The sequence below is a fragment of the Bartonella sp. AP88XZML genome (assembly GCF_042195565.1).
GTDB lineage: Bacteria > Pseudomonadota > Alphaproteobacteria > Rhizobiales > Rhizobiaceae > Bartonella.
Map to the genome: position 1 here is coordinate 68,686 of NZ_JBHIOQ010000104.1, position 20,106 is coordinate 88,791.

13 protein-coding genes are annotated in these 20,106 nt (G+C 34.8%); 4 read left to right on the forward strand and 9 right to left on the reverse strand.

The features are described 5' to 3' along the window. From sufD to ACFIK2_RS09450, 4 genes are all read right to left on the reverse strand, one after another. Window positions 1–1,263 carry a Fe-S cluster assembly protein SufD gene (gene sufD / locus ACFIK2_RS09435; RefSeq protein WP_375677223.1) on the reverse strand — a complete coding sequence of 421 codons (1,263 nt, stop codon included), beginning with the start codon at window positions 1,261–1,263 and terminating at the stop codon, window positions 1–3. 11 nt (window positions 1,264–1,274) lie between these two features. Continuing rightward, complete coding sequence (gene sufC, locus ACFIK2_RS09440) at window positions 1,275–2,030, reverse strand: Fe-S cluster assembly ATPase SufC (protein WP_375618156.1); 756 nt, start codon at window positions 2,028–2,030, stop codon at window positions 1,275–1,277. Window positions 2,031–2,189: 159 nt separating this feature from the next. After that, window positions 2,190–3,701, reverse strand: coding sequence for a Fe-S cluster assembly protein SufB (sufB, locus tag ACFIK2_RS09445; protein WP_375634078.1), 1,512 nt, complete (start codon window positions 3,699–3,701; stop codon window positions 2,190–2,192). 139 nt (window positions 3,702–3,840) lie between these two features. Continuing rightward, window positions 3,841–5,016, reverse strand: coding sequence for a cysteine desulfurase family protein (locus ACFIK2_RS09450; protein WP_375634076.1), 1,176 nt, complete (start codon window positions 5,014–5,016; stop codon window positions 3,841–3,843). 160 nt (window positions 5,017–5,176) lie between these two features. Between ACFIK2_RS09450 and ACFIK2_RS09455 the strand changes: the two genes are divergently transcribed. The 3 genes from ACFIK2_RS09455 (at window position 5,177) to ACFIK2_RS09465 (ending at window position 8,109) form a co-directional block, all read left to right on the forward strand. Beyond that, a complete protein-coding gene (locus ACFIK2_RS09455; RefSeq protein WP_375613441.1) occupies window positions 5,177–5,857 on the forward strand; it encodes an alpha/beta hydrolase in 681 nt (226 codons plus the stop codon). 321 nt (window positions 5,858–6,178) lie between these two features. Next, the gene (gene tyrS / locus ACFIK2_RS09460) at window positions 6,179–7,432 is read left to right on the forward strand and encodes a tyrosine--tRNA ligase (RefSeq protein ID WP_375634667.1); all 1,254 of its coding nucleotides are present in this window, start codon (window positions 6,179–6,181) and stop codon (window positions 7,430–7,432) included. Window positions 7,433–7,623: 191 nt separating this feature from the next. Further along, window positions 7,624–8,109 (forward strand): peroxiredoxin, encoded by a 486-nt coding sequence (locus ACFIK2_RS09465; RefSeq protein WP_375634072.1) that lies wholly within the window; start codon window positions 7,624–7,626, stop codon window positions 8,107–8,109. A gap of 338 nt (window positions 8,110–8,447) precedes the next feature. Here ACFIK2_RS09465 and prfB read toward each other — a convergent pair. The 3 genes from prfB to ACFIK2_RS09480 all read right to left on the reverse strand — a co-directional run bounded on the left by prfB (window position 8,448) and on the right by ACFIK2_RS09480 (window position 13,610). Next, a protein-coding gene (prfB, locus tag ACFIK2_RS09470) for a peptide chain release factor 2 (RefSeq protein ID WP_375634668.1) occupies window positions 8,448–9,576 on the reverse strand; the annotation gives its coding sequence in 2 pieces (ribosomal slippage) (window positions 8,448–9,506 and window positions 9,508–9,576; 1,128 coding nt in all). Window positions 9,577–9,746: 170 nt separating this feature from the next. Then, on the reverse strand, window positions 9,747–12,212 hold the full coding sequence (locus tag ACFIK2_RS09475; RefSeq protein WP_375634069.1) for a penicillin-binding protein 1A: 2,466 nt from the start codon (window positions 12,210–12,212) through the stop codon (window positions 9,747–9,749). A gap of 168 nt (window positions 12,213–12,380) precedes the next feature. After that, window positions 12,381–13,610, reverse strand: a complete 1,230-nt coding sequence (locus tag ACFIK2_RS09480; protein WP_375677224.1) for an N-acetylmuramoyl-L-alanine amidase — start codon at window positions 13,608–13,610, stop codon at window positions 12,381–12,383. A 586-nt stretch (window positions 13,611–14,196) separates the two neighbouring features. Here ACFIK2_RS09480 and ACFIK2_RS09485 point away from each other — a divergent pair. Further along, window positions 14,197–16,827, forward strand: coding sequence for a ribonuclease E/G (locus tag ACFIK2_RS09485; RefSeq protein WP_375636720.1), 2,631 nt, complete (start codon window positions 14,197–14,199; stop codon window positions 16,825–16,827). Between the two features lie 88 nt (window positions 16,828–16,915). Here ACFIK2_RS09485 and ACFIK2_RS09490 read toward each other — a convergent pair whose 3' ends face one another. Next, window positions 16,916–17,527, reverse strand: coding sequence for an invasion associated locus B family protein (locus ACFIK2_RS09490; RefSeq protein WP_375634064.1), 612 nt, complete (start codon window positions 17,525–17,527; stop codon window positions 16,916–16,918). Window positions 17,528–19,033: 1,506 nt separating this feature from the next. Continuing rightward, on the reverse strand, window positions 19,034–19,873 hold the full coding sequence (locus ACFIK2_RS09495) for a hypothetical protein (protein WP_375634063.1): 840 nt from the start codon (window positions 19,871–19,873) through the stop codon (window positions 19,034–19,036). Window positions 19,874–20,106: the final 233 nt, after the last annotated feature.

Genomic DNA, 20,106 nt, shown 5'->3' on the forward strand with positions numbered 1-20,106 from the left:
TTAAACATTTTTTTCAAGCCATTTACTAATGATATTCTCTAAAACGATTTGAATATTATCTTGCTTGATGTCATCAATGAGCTCAGAGATAAATCCTTTAATCAAAAGCGCACGAGCCGTTTTAAAAGGGATACCACGTGTCATAAGATAAAAAAGATAATCATGATTAATATTAGCAACTGTTGCACCATGACCACATGCAACATCATCAGCAAAAATCTCCAGTTCAGGCTTTGCATTAAATTCTGCATCATCTGAAAGAATAAGGCTATTACAAGCCATGCGTGCATCTGTTTTTTGCGCTTTTTGAGAAACACGTATTATTCCTTGGAAAACACCAACAGCCTTATCTGTAACCACATTGCGTATAATTTCGGTTGATGTTGATTTTTCTTCCACGTGACGAACAGTCATTGTAAGATCACTATGTGTTTGTCCTGATAATAAATTTATGACGCGTAATTGAAAATCAGATTCTTCTCCCTGTAATTCAATATTGATTTCTTGGCGATTTAATTGGCTCCCTATATTAATGACATAAAGTGATAACTTCGCTCTTTGATCAAGAACAGCACAAAATCGACCAATTTGTGTAGAATTAAAATCACGATTGCGAATGAGAATCCACGTAACATCACTATCAGCAGCAACATTTAATGAAAATATTGAACTGACAAAGGTATCTTTATCATTGCCAACCTGATGTTCAATAAACATAACTTGACTATTTTTATCAACTTTTATATCCGAAAAAATATGAGATTGTCCCCCCATTTGTATATTTTGTAATTCAATGGGGATATTTAACTTTGTATTTTCAGGGATGTGAAAAAGCCAACCATCTGTAACAAAAGCTGTATTTAACTGTCCAATAAAATCTTCATCAGAAATGTTTTGATTTATCTGTACAGAATTATCTTCTAATGCGTCTGAAAGGCGTTTTACTGCAATGTTGTCTACCTTTGACTCTATCGATGTTTTTCCATTGTTTATGGAGAAAACAGCACTTTCTGAAAGCAATGCATCAACCAATTGATTGTCTTGAACTTTTGAAAAATTGCTAATAGACTTCAGTAAGGTACGCAGATTGGTATAATGCCAACTTTCTATTTTACGGGAAGGAAGCCGTGTCGTTTGAAACTGCTCAATAGTTTTCTTGCGGATTTCCTGTACAGCTTTATCACCAGGTAAATGGTTTACATACTGATTAAAATTACTGAGTATATTTTCTTCAACCGTTAACAAGTTTTGCTGTGCATTCATATTTAATAACCTCAAACCGCTTCTCTAATAAGATCAGCATACCCATTTTGCTCTAAATAAAGCGCTAAGGATTTATCACCGCTTTTGATAATTTGTCCTTTATAAAGAACATGTACCGTATCAGGAATAATATAATTAAGCAGCCGTTGATAATGGGTAATCACCAAAAATGAACGTTTTGAATCCCGAAGCTTATTAACACCATCTGCAACAATTTTTAGTGCATCAATATCTAAACCAGAATCCGTTTCATCTAAAATGCAAAGTGTAGGTTCAAGAAGTGCCATTTGTAAAATTTCAGCGCGTTTTTTTTCTCCACCTGAAAAACCTACATTTAATGGACGCTTTAGCATATCCATATCTATTTCAAGTTTGGCTGAAACTTCTTTAACACATTTTATAAATTCAGGAATTTTAAGTTCTTCGTCACCTCGCGCTTTGCGTTGAGAATTCATCGCAACTTTTAAAAATTCCATTGTTGCTACCCCTGGTATTTCCATTGGGTATTGAAATGCAAGAAAAACACCATATGCAGCACGTTCTGCTGGATCCATTTCTAAAAGTGATTGTCCATTATAGAGAATATCTCCTTCTGTTATTTCATAATCATCACGACCAGCAAGCAAATAAGATAAAGTTGATTTTCCGGCTCCATTTTGTCCCATGATAGCAGCAACTTCTCCATCTTGAACTGTCAAGTTTAAACCACGAATAATTTCTGTATCGGTTTCAGCAATACGGGCGTGCAAATTTTTGATCTCTAACATAATTTAATCCTGTTTTGGCTGTTTTTCAGATATCAATGCGTATTATTTTACCTTAGCATCCATCTACTTTTGTAATTACCATAGAGGTCATTTTTAGCATTATGTGCTACCGTTACAGCCTTTTTACATAAAGTCTTCTATTTATCTAATTAAATAAAATTATCCAACACTACCTTCAAGGCTAATACTAATAAGCTTTTGTGCTTCGACAGCAAATTCCATGGGAAGTTTTTGAATGACCTCTTTTACAAAACCATTTACAATTAATGCGATAGCTTCTTCTTCGGGAATTCCTCTTTGCATAACATAAAAAAGTTGGTCATCAGAAATTTTTGATGTTGTGGCTTCATGTTCAAACTGAGCTGTTGCATTTTTTGCTTCAATATAAGGAACTGTATGCGCACCACAATCATTTCCGATTAACAAACTATCACATTGCGTAAAGTTACGCGCATTTTGTGCTTTTCGATGAGCTGTGACTTGTCCCCGATAAGTGTTATTTGAAAAACCTGCAGAAATACCTTTGGAAATAATGCGACTGGATGTATTCTTTCCCAAATGAATCATTTTTGTACCAGAATCAATTTGTTGATAACCGTTTGCAACAGCAATAGAATAAAATTCTCCACGCGCATTATCACCACGGAGTAAGCAGGATGGATATTTCCAAGTAATCGCAGAACCAGTCTCAACTTGTGTCCATGAAATTTTAGAGCTATCACCTCGACAATCTCCACGCTTCGTCACAAAATTATAAATACCACCCTTTCCATCTTTATCGCCAGGATACCAGTTTTGTACTGTAGAATATTTAATCTCTGCATTTTCAAGGGCAATAAGCTCAACAACAGCAGCATGAAGTTGGTTTTCATCACGTTGGGGTGCTGTACACCCTTCAAGATAAGAAACATAGGAATCTTCAGCGGCGATAATCAATGTTCGTTCAAATTGGCCAGTGTTGCGTTCATTAATCCTAAAATAAGTTGAAAGCTCCATAGGACAACGAACCCCTTTGGGAATATAAACAAATGAACCATCTGTAAAGACAGCTGCATTTAAGGCCGCATAATAATTATCACTTATAGGTACAACTGTTCCTAAATATTCTTTAATAAGCTCAGAATGTTCAATAATCGCCTCTGAAATAGAACAAAAAATCACACCAGCACGTGCCAGCTCTTTTTTGAATGTTGTTACAACAGAAACAGAATCAAAGACTGCATCAACAGCCACCTGCCCCGATACAGACATACTGTCATCAAAAGTGGAGGGATCAGACTGTTTTCTTACTCCTGCCAAAATCTCTTGTTCTTTAAGGGGAATGCCAAGTTTTTCGTACGTTGCTAATAACTCAGGATCCACTTCATCCAAAGATTTTGGTCCTGTATGATTTTTTGGAGCAGCATAATAATAAAGCTCCTGAAAATCAATTTTAGGATATTCAAGACGCGCCCAATGAGGCTCTTGCATTGTCAGCCAACGGCGGTAAGCTTTTAAGCGCCATGTTAGCATCCATTCAGGCTCATTTTTTTTAGCGGAAATAAATTTGATAATATCCTCATTTAAGCCTTTTGGAGCTTTATCGGTTTCAATATTGGTTTCAAAACCATATTTATATTGGTCAACATCTATTTCACGTACTTGGCGTATCGTTTCTTGTACTGCCGGCATAAATTTTCTCCATTTTTTGGCGTCAAAAACCGGTAACTAAAGTCTTGTTTTTTACAAGATTAAAGTAAGCAAGTTATCTCCTAGGCTATAGGTAAAGTGCAAAAATTTCAATCAAACTTATTTTATTTTTAAAATAATTCTAATTTTTATAACTTTCTGATGATAAATCTTCCCCTTTTTTCCTGCTTATAATTTGAGAAAAAAACGACAGAAAATCATCAATATCTTCAGAAGTTGTGCCACGCCCTAGCGAAATGCGAATGGCACCATTTGGAACATGATACCCCATTGCCTCCAACACTTTGCTTTGTTTTACTTTTCCCGAAGAACAGGCAGAGCCGGATGATAAAGAAAACCCTTCTAAATCAAAAGCAATTTGCATCGTTTCAGCTTTTAGATTTTTCACGGTAAAGTAAGTTGTATTTGGCAAACGTTGAACTCTTTTGCCAAAAATCTCAACATTTTTACTTATTTTTTGTAGTCCATCTTCTAATTTATTGCGTAAATATATTAACTGTTTTATTTCCTCCTGTGTGAAGCAATCAGCCATTGCTGCCCCAAAAGCAGCAATAAGGGGCAATGCTTCTGTTCCTCCACGGAGACCTTTTTCTTGTCCTCCTCCAATAATAAGAGGGTGTGGCATGAGAAGATTACCACATGAAACAAAAGCACCAATTCCTTTAGGACCGCCAATTTTATGGGCAGACAGTATAAAAAAGTCTCCTCCTAACTGATGAATATCCACAAAATTTTTATCTACATATTGTGTCAAATCAACTATAAGAGTGCCTCCTAAATCCCGAACAATAGCGGCGATTTCTGTTAACGGTTGAATAACACCCGTTTCACTATTTGCAGCTTGAATAGCAACAAGAGGTAAACCTTTTGTTTTATCGTGAACCGTTAAGAGTGATGTTAATTTATCTTGTTGTATGAGCCCATCTTGATCAACATCAATGACGCTTATCAATTCTTTAGAAAAACGTCCTCCCTCTGCAACAGAGGGATGTTCAGTCGCTCCAAGGTAAAGATGAGAAAATTTAACTTTTGCTTTCCCCATATTGTAAAAAGGTGTTAACAAAGTCATTGCGGCTTCACTCGCACCAGAGGTAAATACCACGTGATCTGGATCTGTTTTAAGATTTTCAGCGATTTGCCGACGGGACTTTTGCAACAAAGTTTTAGCGGCACGCCCTTCCTTATGAACCGATGATGGATTACCAAATATCTCTAAAGATTCCAGTAACGCTATCCGTGCCACTTTTTTGAGCGGTGTTGTTGCGTTATGATCAAAATATCGGCGTTTTATAACCATTTTACATCGCAATCATTAATCTTATGAATTGATTGAAAAAATAGCGCATTTTTCTTGAAAAGTGCACTAAAAAAAGAATATCTAATAATTATTTAAGAGATTCTATGGTAAAAGTCGACCAGGGTCAAAGAGAGCCTTTTATTGCATTAAGGAGCATTTTATGCCAGAAATTATTTTTAACGGTCCCGCGGGTCGGCTCGAAGGGCGTTATCAACCTTCACAACAAAAAAATGCACCCATTGCGATCATTTTGCATCCTCATCCCCAATTTGGTGGAACTATGAATCATAAAATTGTCTATGACCTCTTTTATATGTTCCAACAACGTGGCTTTACAACTTTACGTTTTAACTTTCGTGGTATTGGTCGTAGTCAGGGTGAATTTGATTATGGAATAGGAGAACTTTCAGATGCTGCTGCTGCTCTCGATTGGGTGCAAACACAACATCCAGACTCTAAAAATTGTTGGGTAGCAGGATACTCATTTGGAGCATGGATTGGTATGCAGCTTTTAATGCGCCGACCGGAAATTGAGGGATTTATCTCAGTTGCCCCTCAGCCTAATGTTTATGACTTTTCATTTCTTGCACCTTGTCCCTCTTCTGGACTTATCATTCATGGCGGTATCGATAAAGTTGCCCCTCCAAAAGATGTTCAAATACTTGTCGATAAATTAAAAACACAAAAAGGTATCATCATTACACAAGAAATATTGGAAGAGGCTAATCACTTTTTCAGTGGATGTCATGAAAAACTTATTGAACGATGTGCCCACTATTTGGATAACCATATCTCCAATGAACTTCTCGCTCCTCCTCCTGAAATACTTTCACTAACTTAGGAAAATACGATAGATTTATAAAAAATTAGCAAAAGCCGTTTCTGATCATAACAAAGTAATTTTTTCAGTTTGCATTTAAAATTTTTCTAAATTTTATTTCAGGATAGAAATGAGAATAACAGCATACCTGTTTTCTATCACTGAAAAGTCTCTTTTTTAGCGTAAAAAGGAAATAATACCTGTATTATTATCTTATATTACCAATATGTCTCTTTCTCTTGTGAGGTGTGTGTCAGTTATGATAGATAACGCATTAATAATTCATTATATAATCGCCTATTATATAAAATAATGCACTCTTATAATTAGGAAATTAAATCTGTGTTTGCCTTTAAATCTGATTTTTTACACATTATGAGCGAACGTGGTTTTATCCACCAAATTTCAGATGAAAAAGGCTTAGATGATCTTTTTTCAAAAGAAACTGTAAGCGCTTATACTGGATTTGACCCAACAGCATCGAGTTTACATGCTGGAAGTCTTCTTCAGATTATGATGCTTTATTGGTTACAAAAAACGGGTCATCGCCCCATTGCTTTAATGGGCGGAGGGACCGGATTGATTGGTGATCCTTCCTTCAAAGACGAAGCGCGACGCCTTCTGACACAAGATGATATTGCTGCAAATATTGATGGTATTAAAAAGGTATTTGCTAACTATTTGACATTCGGTGACCGAGAAACCGATGCTTGTATTGTGAATAATGCTGAATGGTTATGCAATTTAAACTACTTAGAATTTTTGCGTGATGTAGGAAAGCATTTTTCTGTCAACCGTATGTTGTCATTTGATTCTGTCAGACTCAGACTTGAGCGTGAGCACTCTTTGTCATTCTTAGAGTTTAATTATATGATTCTGCAAGCTTATGACTTTGTTGAACTTTATAAACGTTATGGGTTGCGTATGCAAATGGGGGGCTCTGATCAGTGGGGCAACATTATTAACGGAATCGAATTAGGACATCGTTTAGGAACACCGCAATTATATGCGTTAACATCACCATTGCTGACAACCTCTTCCGGTGCCAAAATGGGTAAATCATTGAATGGGGCTGTATGGCTGAATGCGGATAAGCTTTCACCTTATCAATTTTGGCAATACTGGCGCAATACAGAAGATGCTGATGTAACACGATTTCTAAAGCTCTATACTCCATTGCCGATGGATGAGATTCTTAAACTTTCTCTATTACAAGGAACTGAAATTAACGAAGCAAAAAAAATTCTTGCAACAGAAATTACAGCAATGTTGCATGGACGTGTTCTTGCTGATGCAGCAGCAGAAACGGCTCGCAAGACGTTTGAAGAAAAAACTCTGGGAGAAAATCTTCCAACTGTTGAAATTAATGCCTCAGAATTAAAAAAAGGTGTTGGATTGCTCACTCTTTTAGTACAAGCAGAACTCGCTAGATCTAATAGTGAGGCACGCCGATACGTTCAAGGTGGAGGTGTCCGTGTAAATGATCAAATTATTGAGGATGAAACACATCTTATTATTGAAGGGGATGTCAGTGCAGAAGGAACCATTAAACTTTCTTTTGGTAAGAAAAAACATGTTGTGATGAAACCAGTATAATCTTTTGCTGTTTTGTTTATGTTGTTCACGTCGAGCTTGTTCTTTCAATTCAATCGTTGTGATAGGGCGAGTTTTGTTAGGAAAATAAAGGTCTCTTCAAAACAATAATATTTCTAGAGAGTTGAATAGTTCTTTTCTTCTGTGTACTCTGATATCTTATACCTGTTACACAAAAAAGAAAGATGAAAACAATGACAAGACCAATGAAAGGTGCTCTTGCTCCTGATTTTACTTTGCTGCGCGATGGAGGAGAGACAGTGTGTCTTTCTGACTTTAAAGGAAAGCCTGTTGTTTTATATTTTTATCCAAAAGATGACACCAGTGGTTGCACAAGTGAAGCACTTGATTTCACAAAATTAAAGATGAAATTTGATGAAATCGGTGTTGCTGTTATTGGAATCTCTCCAGATAATGTAAAAAAACATGATAAATTTAAAATAAAACATGAACTTGATGTCATCTTGGTTTCTGATGAAGAAAAAACGACCCTCGAAGCTTATGGTGTTTGGGTTGAGAAAAGCATGTATGGACGCAAATATATGGGAGTTGAACGGAGCACTTTTTTAATTGATGTAAATGGAATAATAGTAGAAGAATGGCGCAAAGTAAGCGTATCTGGGCATGCTGAAAATGTTTTAGCTACTGCAACACTTTTATATCATAATGGTAACTTGTAAATTGAGTGTTTGATTTACCTTCAAAAGCAAAAGTTATTCCCCCTAATTGATTTTAGTTTTTCAATGGATTCAATTTTTACAATATATTGATTTATAAGGATAATGAATTGTTTTACATTTATATTAGTCCCCTGAATATCGCAAAATTTTCTTATTTCAGCTTCTTCCTATCACTTGCAATATCATAAGCAGAATTAGCGTGTGAGAAAAAATTGAAGAAAGAAACAAGAAAATCCTCCTTTAAACCTTTAAAGTATCAAAGGCTATATAACATCACAGCATCAATAAAACGAACAGCTTAAGAAAAAATCTATATGGCTTGAAGGAAGGATATATAATTAACGAATATCCTCAATTTTTTTGTCTTGTCCATAAATGCGCCGTGCGAGTGCTGCCTCTATAAATGCATCTAAATTACCATTAAGTACGGATTGTGGATCCGTATTTTCAATTCCTGTACGCAAATCTTTGACAAGCTGATAGGGTTGAAGAACATAAGATCTAATTTGATGTCCCCATCCGATTTCTGTTTTAGAAGATTCAGCAGCATTGGTTTCTTCTTCTCTTTTTTTAAGCTCTTCTTCATAAAGCCGTGCACGCAACATCGACCAAGCCGTAGCACGATTTTTATGTTGAGAACGTTCTGTTTGACATTGAACAACAATACCCGTTTTTATATGTGTGATGCGAACAGCAGAATCTGTCGTGTTAACATGTTGTCCTCCTGCTCCAGATGCACGATATGTATCAATACGCACATCTGCCTCTGAAACATCAACTTCAATATTGTTATCAATAACTGGATAAACCCAAATGCTCGCAAAAGAAGTATGGCGCTTTGCATTCGAATCAAATGGAGAAATCCGCACTAAGCGATGAACGCCTGATTCTGTTTTTAACATTCCATAAGCATTATGCCCTTTTACAAGAATAGTCGCTGACTTTATTCCTGCTTCTTCTCCATCATGAATTTCTAAAATTTCAACCTTCATTTCATGCTGTTCAGCCCATCGCATATACATACGTAAGAGCATAGAAGCCCAATCTTGGCTTTCTGTTCCCCCTGCTCCAGCATGAACTTCTAAATAGGTATCATTCGGATCTGCCTCTCCTGAAAGAAGTACGTCAATTTGCCTTTTATCTATCTCATTTTTAAGATTACGTATTGATCTTTCTGCATCAGCGATAATTTCAATATCACTTTCTTCTTCGCCCATCGCAATAAGCTCAATGCATTCTTCAAGTGTTTTTGTAAATGATAAAAGACCATTGATTGAATCATCGAGACGTTGACGCTCACGCATCATATCCTGTGCTCGTTGTGCATCATCCCATAATGATGGATCTTCCGCTTTTTGATTAAGATATTCAAGACGCTTTAGTGATTGATCCCAGTCAAAGATGCCCCCTTAGCAATTGTATTGCTTTCTGGATTTCATCAACTAATGTTTCTATTTCTGCTCGCATAATTTAACACCGTATTTTAAAAAACTCTTTTTGGTTGTGTCTCTTAGCATTTTATACAAATTTAATAGCTGCTATCAGAAAATGGTACAATTCTATCACTCTATTTACAGAACTGACATTGTAAAAAAGAGATAAAAACCATGACTCATGGTGAAAGGAGATTTTGTTGATTAATACAGCCCACCTGTCCCACTTTCAAGGGCTTTATTGACTTGTGGAGAAGTCGTTACTGCAGGAACACCTTCTTGAAAAGAATTTGTACTCCCAATAACTTGATATATATCAGCAGGACCAGTCCCTGGTTTAAATGCTTCTATAATGACATCTTGATCTCCTCTTTCCGCAAGCATTCCTGTTTTCCGATTAATTGGCATTAAAATCATACCCTTTGGCATCTTAAAGGGAACATCTGGCTTTCCTTTAAGAGCATCTGCCATAAACTCACCAAAAATAGGTGCAGCTAATGAACTTCCTGTTCCATTATATCCTAACGGAGCTGGTTGATCATAACCGACAAAAATACCAACGACAATGTCAGGAGTAAATCCCATAAACCAGACATCCTTAGAGTCATTGGTTGTTCCTGTCTTAGCGGCAATATGTCGATTAAGATAACGTAAACGTGCTGCAGTACCACGCTGAACAACCCCTTCCATCATGGAGGTAATCTGATAAGCTGTCATAGGGTCAAGAACTTGATCTCGCTCATCAATCAATGTGGGTTCACGTTGATTATTCCATGAATTCGTATTACAATTTTCACAAATACGATCATCATGACGATAAATTGTCTTTCCATAACGATCTTGAATTCTGTCTATCAGAGAAGGCTTAATAGAGCGTCCCCCATTGGCAATAACTGAATAAGCTGTAACCATTCGTAATACTGTTGTTTCACCAGCCCCTAAAGCCATGGGAAGATAAGGCTGCAATTTATCTACGATCCCAAAGCGTTCTGCATATTCAGCGACAAGAGGCATTCCCATATCATTGGCAAGCCGTATTGTCATAAGATTACGAGAACGCTCAATACCATAACGCAACGTTGAAGGTCCTGCAAAGGTACCTCCATAATTTTTGGGTTGCCAAACTTCACCATTATATTGACGAACTTCAATGGGACCATCTAAAACAACGGATGCTGGTGTATATCCGTTATCAAGAGCTGCTGCATAAACAAAAGGCTTAAAAGCAGATCCCGGTTGGCGATAAGCTTGGGTTGCACGATTGAATTCAGATGCGGCAAAAGAAAATCCTCCCACCATAGCAAGAACGCGCCCTGTATGAGGTTCCATAGCAACAATTGCACCTTCAACCTTTGGAATTTGTTGTAAACGATAAGTGTTATTTGTATTGGATAGTTTTTCAACAAAAATGACATCCCCAACTTGCAGAACATGAGATAAGCTCTGAACAGTTTTTCGATAACCATTTTCTTTTACAACATGGAGTGCCCATTTTGAATCAGCTTCAGATAAAACAGCAATTTCCCGTTTTTTTGATAATATACCTGAAGCTTCGCGCTGTGGCTGTAAACCAATCTCTACTTTGTTGGGATTAGTAGAAAGAACAACAGCTAAACGCCATTCAGGAACATCACTTAGCCCTGTGATATCTGCAAGTTCTGTCCCCCAATCCCCTTTCTCATCAATATGCGCATAAGCTCCACGCCATCCTTGCGCATGATCAAATCTAATTAATCCATCGTGTAAAGCACGTCGCGCAATAAGTTGTAAATGCGGATCAAGCGTTGTACGAATGGAAAGCCCACCTTCATAAAGTGTTTTAGCCCCATAGCGATGTATTAAACGACGCCGCACTTCTTCAGTAAAATAATCAGCCGCAAAAACATAGCTATCACTCCCACGGATTGTCGCTCCTAAAGGTTTAGCTTTCGCTTTTTCACCTTGTTCACGCGTTACATATCCATTTGCAATCATCCGGTCTATAACCCAATTACGCCGATCAATAGCACGTTGTGTATTCTTAAATGGATCATAATTTGCTGGTCCTTTTGGAAGAGCAGCCAAATAAGCACATTGTTCTAGCGTCAGATCATTGACGGATTTATTGAAATAGGTCAAAGAAGCAGCTGCTATACCATAAGTGCCACGCCCCAGATAAATTTCATTGAGATAAAGTTCGAGAATATGATCTTTTGAATAAGTTTTCTCAATACGCATTGCTAAAATAGCTTCCTTAAATTTACGTTCTAACGTTGTTTCTGAACTTAAAAGGAAGTTTTTAGCGACTTGTTGCGTTATAGTTGATGCACCCTCTGGACGTCTTCCAGAAGCAATATTACGAATATTATTGATCAAAGCTCGAGAAAGTCCTTCAGGATCTAAACCAAAATGATGATAAAAGTTTTTGTCTTCAGCCGAAATAAAAGCATTTATAACAAGCTTTGGTATTGATTGAATCGGTAAATAGAGGCGATGTTTTGTTGCAAACTCTGCCATAAGACGGCCATCAGAAGCATGGACGCGGGTCATTACCGGCGGCTCATAAAGTGAAAGAACTTCATAATCAGGGAGTGCATTTGCTTGACCACTGGTCATAACACCCCACGTTATTGCACCACAAAGTCCAATAGCAATAAAAAAACGAAGAAGATATCTTAAAAAAATCATCATAAAAACGGCTATCGCTTTCTTAAGAATTAATTAAAGAAAAAATACGTTACTTCAAACACACCAAGTGGATATCACCACAAGATTGAGATCAAGAGAAATCGTTTTCTATCTTTTATTTATACTAGGGTACACTAGAAGCCCATATAGATACTCTATTTTCTCACAAATTTAAAGAGGCTGTATCATTTTCTGCCTATAATCAGCAAATTGACGAATAGAATGAGCAATAGAGGCTGCCATTTGTTTTCTCCAATGAGGATCATTTAATAACTTTTCATCCTCTTTATTGGATAAATAACCTATCTCTATCAAGACTGAGGGTATATCTGAAGCTCTTAAAACTTGAAAATTAGCATAACGATGTGGGTTATTAATCAAGTTAATATGATTCTTTGATAAACTTGAAATAACACTATTTGCAAAATTAACCGAAAATGTATGTGTCTCACGTCGTGTAAGATCCATCAAAATATCTGTAACTTCGAGCGTTTCATCTGCAGGCAAACCATCAAGCAAATCAACTTTATTTTCATTTTCAGCTAAAGATTTTGCAATGGCATCAGAGGCTTTGTCTGATATGGTATACACTGTGGCACCGCGAAGAGAATGTAGATCAATCGTATCCGCGTGAATAGATATAAAAAGATCAGCATCAAACTCTTGCGCTTTTTTAACTCTTTCACTTAGTCTTAAAAAAATATTGGAATCTCGTGTTAAAGCAACGGTAATATGAGAATCCTTTTGTAATTCGTCTCGCAATGCACGCGCAAAGTCTAAAGTCACATCTTTTTCTAAAATTCCAGTACCCCCCCGCGCACCACCATCAATACCACCATGACCAGGATCAAGAACAACACGGAAATTATATGCTGGCATTAACTGTGTTTTTGTATCAAAATTGATCCTTTGCTGTTTTTTTAATATCTCATCAAATTTTTCTTGTGTACTTTTACGAATATCAATCAGCAACTGCCATAAACCATTATTTAAATTTTTTACGACATTTTTTTCAACTACAAAAGCCGTTTTACTTGTCAAAACAATGCGTGAAGTCTGTATGTCAGAGAAAGCATAACGCACATCTGAAAGCATAACGGATAATGTATTCCTTTTCTTTAAAGGCGTATTTTGCATCGAAAAGTCAATTGTAGGTAAATTGATAACCAAACGTGCTGGCCTGTCCAAAATCTGTAAACGAACATTTGGTTTTGAATTAAAAACCGCAATAATACGCGTATGAACACTATCACCAATGGTTCGAAAATTAATAAGTCTCAGAGGATCTGCGGCTTGAAGACTGGTTTGGAGTAGCAAAAAAGATAATAAAAAGTATGTGACGAACACAATAACATCCCCATAAGCTGTTTTCAGCTTTTTGGTAAAAAAAACTCTTATCATAAGCAAAATACTCTACATTACCTTTGTAATAATTTATCTTGGTTACATAAAACGATACACCAATTTATTATCTATTTTTCAATAAAAGCTAAATAAACACCTCAAAACGAAATTAAGGTCATAAAGATATTATAATTATACATGATTTACATTGTTACTTGCCAAACGCATGATATCAACATAAAAGAATATTTATGCTTCCTAGCTGATAATAGTCATCTAAATTATCTGTAACTCATATTAAGTTGTCTTTAGAAGTTTTTTGTCTATTATGCGTTGAGACTTTTTTATGGATGAAAAATTTCTATGTTGTAACATTAGGATTGCATTACTTAAGATTCGTTGGTTCGGATATCCGAACTGTTTTAAAGATTATTTTACCGGAGACTTTTAAGAAATATGAGTCATAAAAAACAGATGGAAATAATGATGAGAAATGGTGTAAATGCAGTCATGCCTTTGCACGTGGTGTTCCGTCCTGTTTTTCTGGTACCTCCCTTTTATGGCAGACAGCCTTTTATATTTACGAATAGTTATAGCATTCGTTTGAATAAAATTGTGCATGTCGCCTTCAGGATATTAACTTATGTCAAACAAAATGCTTATAGATGCCTCCCATCCGGAGGAAACACGTGTTGTTGTTGTTCACGGCAACAAAATTGAAGAACTTGATTTTGAATCAGAACATAGAAAACAGCTCAAGGGGAATATTTATCTCGCACGTATTACGCGTGTAGAACCGTCTCTCCAAGCGGCTTTTGTTGAATATGGTGGAAACCGGCATGGTTTTTTAACATTTTCTGAAATTCATCCTGATTATTATCAAATTCCTATTGCTGATCGCCTTGCTCTTCTTGAAGAAGAAGAAAAAGAAGCTGTAGGAGAAAATTCTGTAGATACCTTTACGGAAGAAGCAACTAAAAATAAAAAACGCTCCAGAAGAACAAAAAAAAGTGAAAAAAACAATGTTATAGCAGCCGATATTGAAAATGATATCACATCTGAAGCGATAATAATTGATAATACAGAAGAATCATTAAATGCCAATATCTCTTATGATGAGATTGAAATGGTCGGTGCTGAGGACATCCGTGAAGAGCTCCCGATTTATCAAAGAAAACAAGGGCGCCAGTATAAAATTCAAGAAGTCATTAAACGACGTCAAATTTTGTTGGTACAAGTTATCAAAGAAGAGCGTGGTAATAAAGGTGCTGCCCTTACAACATATCTATCTCTAGCTGGTCGTTACTCTGTTCTAATGCCCAACACAGCACGTGGTGGTGGTATTTCACGAAAAATTACGAACGTACAAGACCGTAAGCGTCTTAAAGAAATCGTAAAAGAATTAGCCGTTCCAAAAGGTATGGGCGTTATCTTACGAACCGCTGGTGCCAATAGAACAAAAGCTGAAATTAAACGTGATTATGAATATCTTATGCGGTTATGGGATACTATTCGCACTTTGACACTCGAGTCAACGGCGCCATGCCTTGTCCATGAAGAAAGCAATCTCATCAAGCGTTCTATACGAGATCTTTACAATAAGAACATTAGTGAAATTCTTGTCTCTGGAGACCAAGGATATCGTGAAGCGAAAGACTTTATGCGTATGCTCATGCCAAGTCATGCAAAAGTTGTGCAACCTTACCGTGATCCTACGCCCATTTTCGCAAGAAATAATATTGAAATTCAACTTGATAAAATGTTGCAACCACAGGTTTCTTTAAAATCTGGTGGTTATCTTGTTATTAATCAAACAGAAGCACTTGTTGCTATTGACGTAAATTCTGGCCGCTCTACGAAAGAATTCTCTGTCGAAAAGACAGCCTTACAAACTAACCTTGAAGCTGCTGAAGAAGTAGCGCGTCAATTACGCTTGCGTGACCTTGCTGGTTTAATTGTGATTGATTTTATTGATATGCTTGAAGAACGCAATGTGAAGCTGGTCGAAAAAAAATTAAAAGATTGTTTAAAAAATGATCGTGCTCGTATTCAAGTAGGTCATATTTCACACTTCGGCCTTTTAGAAATGAGTCGTCAACGTATTCGCATATCGGTTTTAGAAAGTACGACACAGCCCTGCCCACATTGCGCAGGAACAGGAAATATACGTTCTGAATCATCAATTGCGTTACATGTCATGCGCTCAATTGAAGAATATCTTCTTCATAATTCGCAACATAATATTATCGTGCGCACCCCCGTAGCAACAGCGCTTTATGTATTAAATCATAAACGCAATATTCTTGTTAATTTAGAAGCTCGCTTTAAACTTAATATTAGTATTGAAGCAGATGATAGTATTGGAACACAACATCTTGTTATTTCTAAAGGCTCAATAGCAGAGAGAATTTTTCAATCTTCATTGGAAGATGACAATAAGCAAGAAATTGAAGATTCTGTTTTCATAAAAAGTGAATCTATTGAAAATCCTTCTCCCATTGAAACAAACCAAAAGCGTCGGCGCAAAAATCGTCACGGTGAAATTACTGATCATTCTCTCTCCAACGTTCATAAAAAAGAAGATACCTTGAATGATGATTCTTATCGTCGAGGACGTCGTCGAGGACGTCGTGGTGGTCGACGCAATCAAGATAATAGTTTTCATCAGATTCGCGTTCCTTATGCAGAACCAGTGGGAGATTTTGCTAAGCAAGCTTTAGCAGAAATTAAAGCAGCGCATCGCAAACGTCGTGTTTCACCTGCTAAATCTTTTGAACTTGAAGAAACAAAGAATAATACACAAGCTCTAGATATACAACAACAGAGTGAATCTGAAAAAAATGATACAAGTATTAAACCTAAAAAACGTAAAACACGTTCTTCAAAAGTAGTAGAAAATCAACTTTTTTTAGAGAATGATCAAAATATTGCAGAACAAAAATCTCTTGAAGAAAAACCTACAACCAGTTCGGTGCATAAAACTAAAACAAAAAAAGCAGACAAAGCTGTTCATGAGGTAGAAGATAAAGCTCTTGAAAAGAGTAAAAAATCAACACGTGGAACACGTAAAAAATCATCTTCTAAAGAGACAACGCAAATACAAAAAATATTAGAGCAAGAAACTGTAATCGAGATGGAGAAAGTTATCGAAACCTCTCCTTCCCAAATTGAAGAAACAATTAATCAACCCGTTGTTATTTCATCAACGCCTAATGATTCTTCCAAAACTGAACGTATTGGTTGGTGGAAACGCAGAATTCTTTCGAAAAATTAAGGATTAAAAAAACCGCCACAGAAAATTGTGGCGGTTCAAATAAACAATTATAGAAGACGTTTTGACCAACTTCTATGGTGTGGGTTTATTACTTTTGTTTTGCTTTTTCTTGCTCATCCCGCATACGCTCTTCAATTTCTTTTTGCTTTGATTGAATGGCTTGCTGCAGCTTTATTTGTTCTTGTTGAAAATCTTTTTCCTCCATACCAGGACCGGTATAGGCTGCTGTAAACCCATTAAGAGAAAACTCAATAGGATTAGCTGAACCACGGAAATTAACTGTGGTTACAACCATTTTTGTACCACTTTTCATAGCTGCTATAAGCTTATCATCTAAGACATCATTAGCAATACAACTTGGTCCATTACAAATAATATAAGGAATTTTTTTAGAGAACTCGTCACCAATTTTAATGTGAACACCTTCTGGCAAAAAACGACCTGTAGGTACTTGAATACCTATACGTTTCTCATTTTGCTTCCCTTTTATTTCAACAAGATTAAAAGCCGTTAAAGGTTGTCCCGTATTCGATAATACAGTATTCATTGTATTACAAATATCAACATCATGCTGCTTACTGCAAACTTTGTACCAACCTTGTGATAAAGTTTGCGCATTTGCAGAAATACCAGCTATAAGAAAAAGGGCAGCAGCTCCAACTAATACTGAAACAGCAGAATAAACATTTTTATGCGACATGATTAAGTTAATCCTTTCAACGCGCTCTTAAGTAACTTCAAAAAAATATTAAATATAATTCCAACTTAATTTATTAAATTATAATGAAATAACAATTAATTTTACTATTTTTACTTCAATATAAAAAAAAAGTTAAATTTAGAGAAAAAATACGACGAGCCATTCTAATTTTTATACACTCATATCATTTCCCCTCTTCATCACATTGGTATTTGATGCAATCTATCCATAAAACACCTCTGTGCATTTAAACTAAGATTACACAAACGAATCAATATTGCAATGTTAATTAAAATAAACTCTGATACTACTCTAAAAAACTTACTAATTAAAATTTTTACATTTATTACTCTTCATGTTAAGCTTATAGAACATTAGCAACAGGTGTTGCAATGCATTAAGCTCCAAAATATCAGATAAGTTTTACAGTTTTCCTTATGTGCCTCGTGTGATACACAAAAACAAAATCATCTACGGTATTATTGAAACATTTGATGAATTAAAACCATTGATTGTCTAAAATTTCTGCCCTTGTTTACAAAACAATGGTGATACGCTTTTGTAATAAAAATTTTATATTCTATAGCGTTTAACTAAACAGTTTAGTTTAAAAATACGCTACTAAAGAAGTGCTTTTTTCTTAATTAAACAACACATTTTCTTAGAGAGAAAATCTATAACTGCTGAAAATATTTTATTTATAATAAACTTTCTTAAAATATAATAACATATTAATTTATAATAATAATTTATCTTTTTTCTATTTCTATATTGTATGAAAGATCCTAATAGCGCAAACCTCTCTTATATTGAATCAATAAAATTTATCCACTTGTACATCACAAGCAGAGTTAGTTTTATAGATAAAACTACTGAACAAAGGGATTCCCCCTATGAATCATCTCACGTGCCTAAAGCCATAATAAATTTATGCTCATATATTATACATCTATTATTGCACTTCTGTACAAATATCATCTCTCAGCTTTATAACATGAATAAAAAATATAGCTTTTATCAATTTATTTTAAGTTATTTCTCAAATAAAATAATTTACTAAAATGATAAATTCTTTTCATCTTTTACAACATCAAAGATATAAATCGTTAATGATTTAAGTTTTAAGAAAAAATGAATTCAAAATATCATTTTGTTTTCCTATATAACACAACTTAGAGCTATAAAACATCTCTCTTATCGTATTAATAAAACAAGATTTAAGATATGAAATGTATCGTCATTAAAATAATTAAACAGATAAAAATAAAAAACTACAAGCACAAAAAATCATGCATAAAAAGAAAACATAAAAAAGATATATGAGTTTATTATTTAATATATATATTAAAGCTTATATGATAAGAATAATAGATAATATCTTATGTGTATAAATTACTTTATTATAAATAATGATAAAAACAAAAAATTAAAATATATTTTACTAACATATTTAAACTATTATTTAGTATATTATCTTAATTTCTCTGTATTTGTATAATTAATTTTTTAATTGAATAATTCTTCAACATGAGAACGCATACGATCTATAATATTCTTTTTCTTGTTTGGAAGCATTATATTATGTACTTCTTTAATGGTATTACAAAGCTTAGGTGCACTTTTTACAAACCAATTATCTTCTGTAAGACTATTTTTTATATCGTCAAATATTTGTTTTTCATAACTATAAGAGCCATCTGTTAGTAATTCTTTAATATCCCTGACTAAACTAGGACTTATTGAATTATTTGCGCCTTTAGCCCAACTAAAATCTTTATCTTTCCAATCAAAATCTTTGCGCAAAATAGCACCTATATCACTTTGCAATATATCCGCTAACGTATTGCAAGCAATAATAAATATGAGATAATTTTTCATTATCTCATCATCACCTCCACTTTTCTCATTCATTCCCCATTCATTAAACGTTTGAGTTTTTTTTAAATAATCTTTTGCTTTAATCAACTTTTCTTCATACTCCCCTACTTCATACTCTCTCGCTATATGTATTCTAGAGATAATTTTTTGTTTTTTTTCAGCTAGATCCTGTAATTTCGAACCAAGATTATAATATTCATCCTTCAGAGTTTTCAGTTTTTTATATAACTTATTCCGTTCCTGTAAACGCTCATAGTATTCTGCTTTAGAAATATTTTTTTCCCAAATATCCAAATGAGATATACTTTCTTCAATAAATTGTATGCTCTCTTTAATATTCTTTCTTTTGTTTTTTAAATGTTGGTATTGTTCATCAGAAGATAACTCAGCATAAGCGTTTTTTACGCCATATATTAAAGTGAGTAACAAAAAAACGATAGTTAGACACTTTTGTAATGAAGAAAGCATGCTATCTTTACCTAAATTCTTTCTAAAAAATTTACAGGAGCTTATTAGCTTATTATATTGAAAGTGCTATTTAATGCGGTTAAACCGTCTAATCTATTTCCTTCATTATATCAATACGTATATAATAAAAACCAAATAAATATATAATGGCTCTTTATTATAAACTTAAATTTTATTCTTATACAAAATCAATAACTTTTTGTTTTTATAGAATAATTTTATAAAAATAAGTA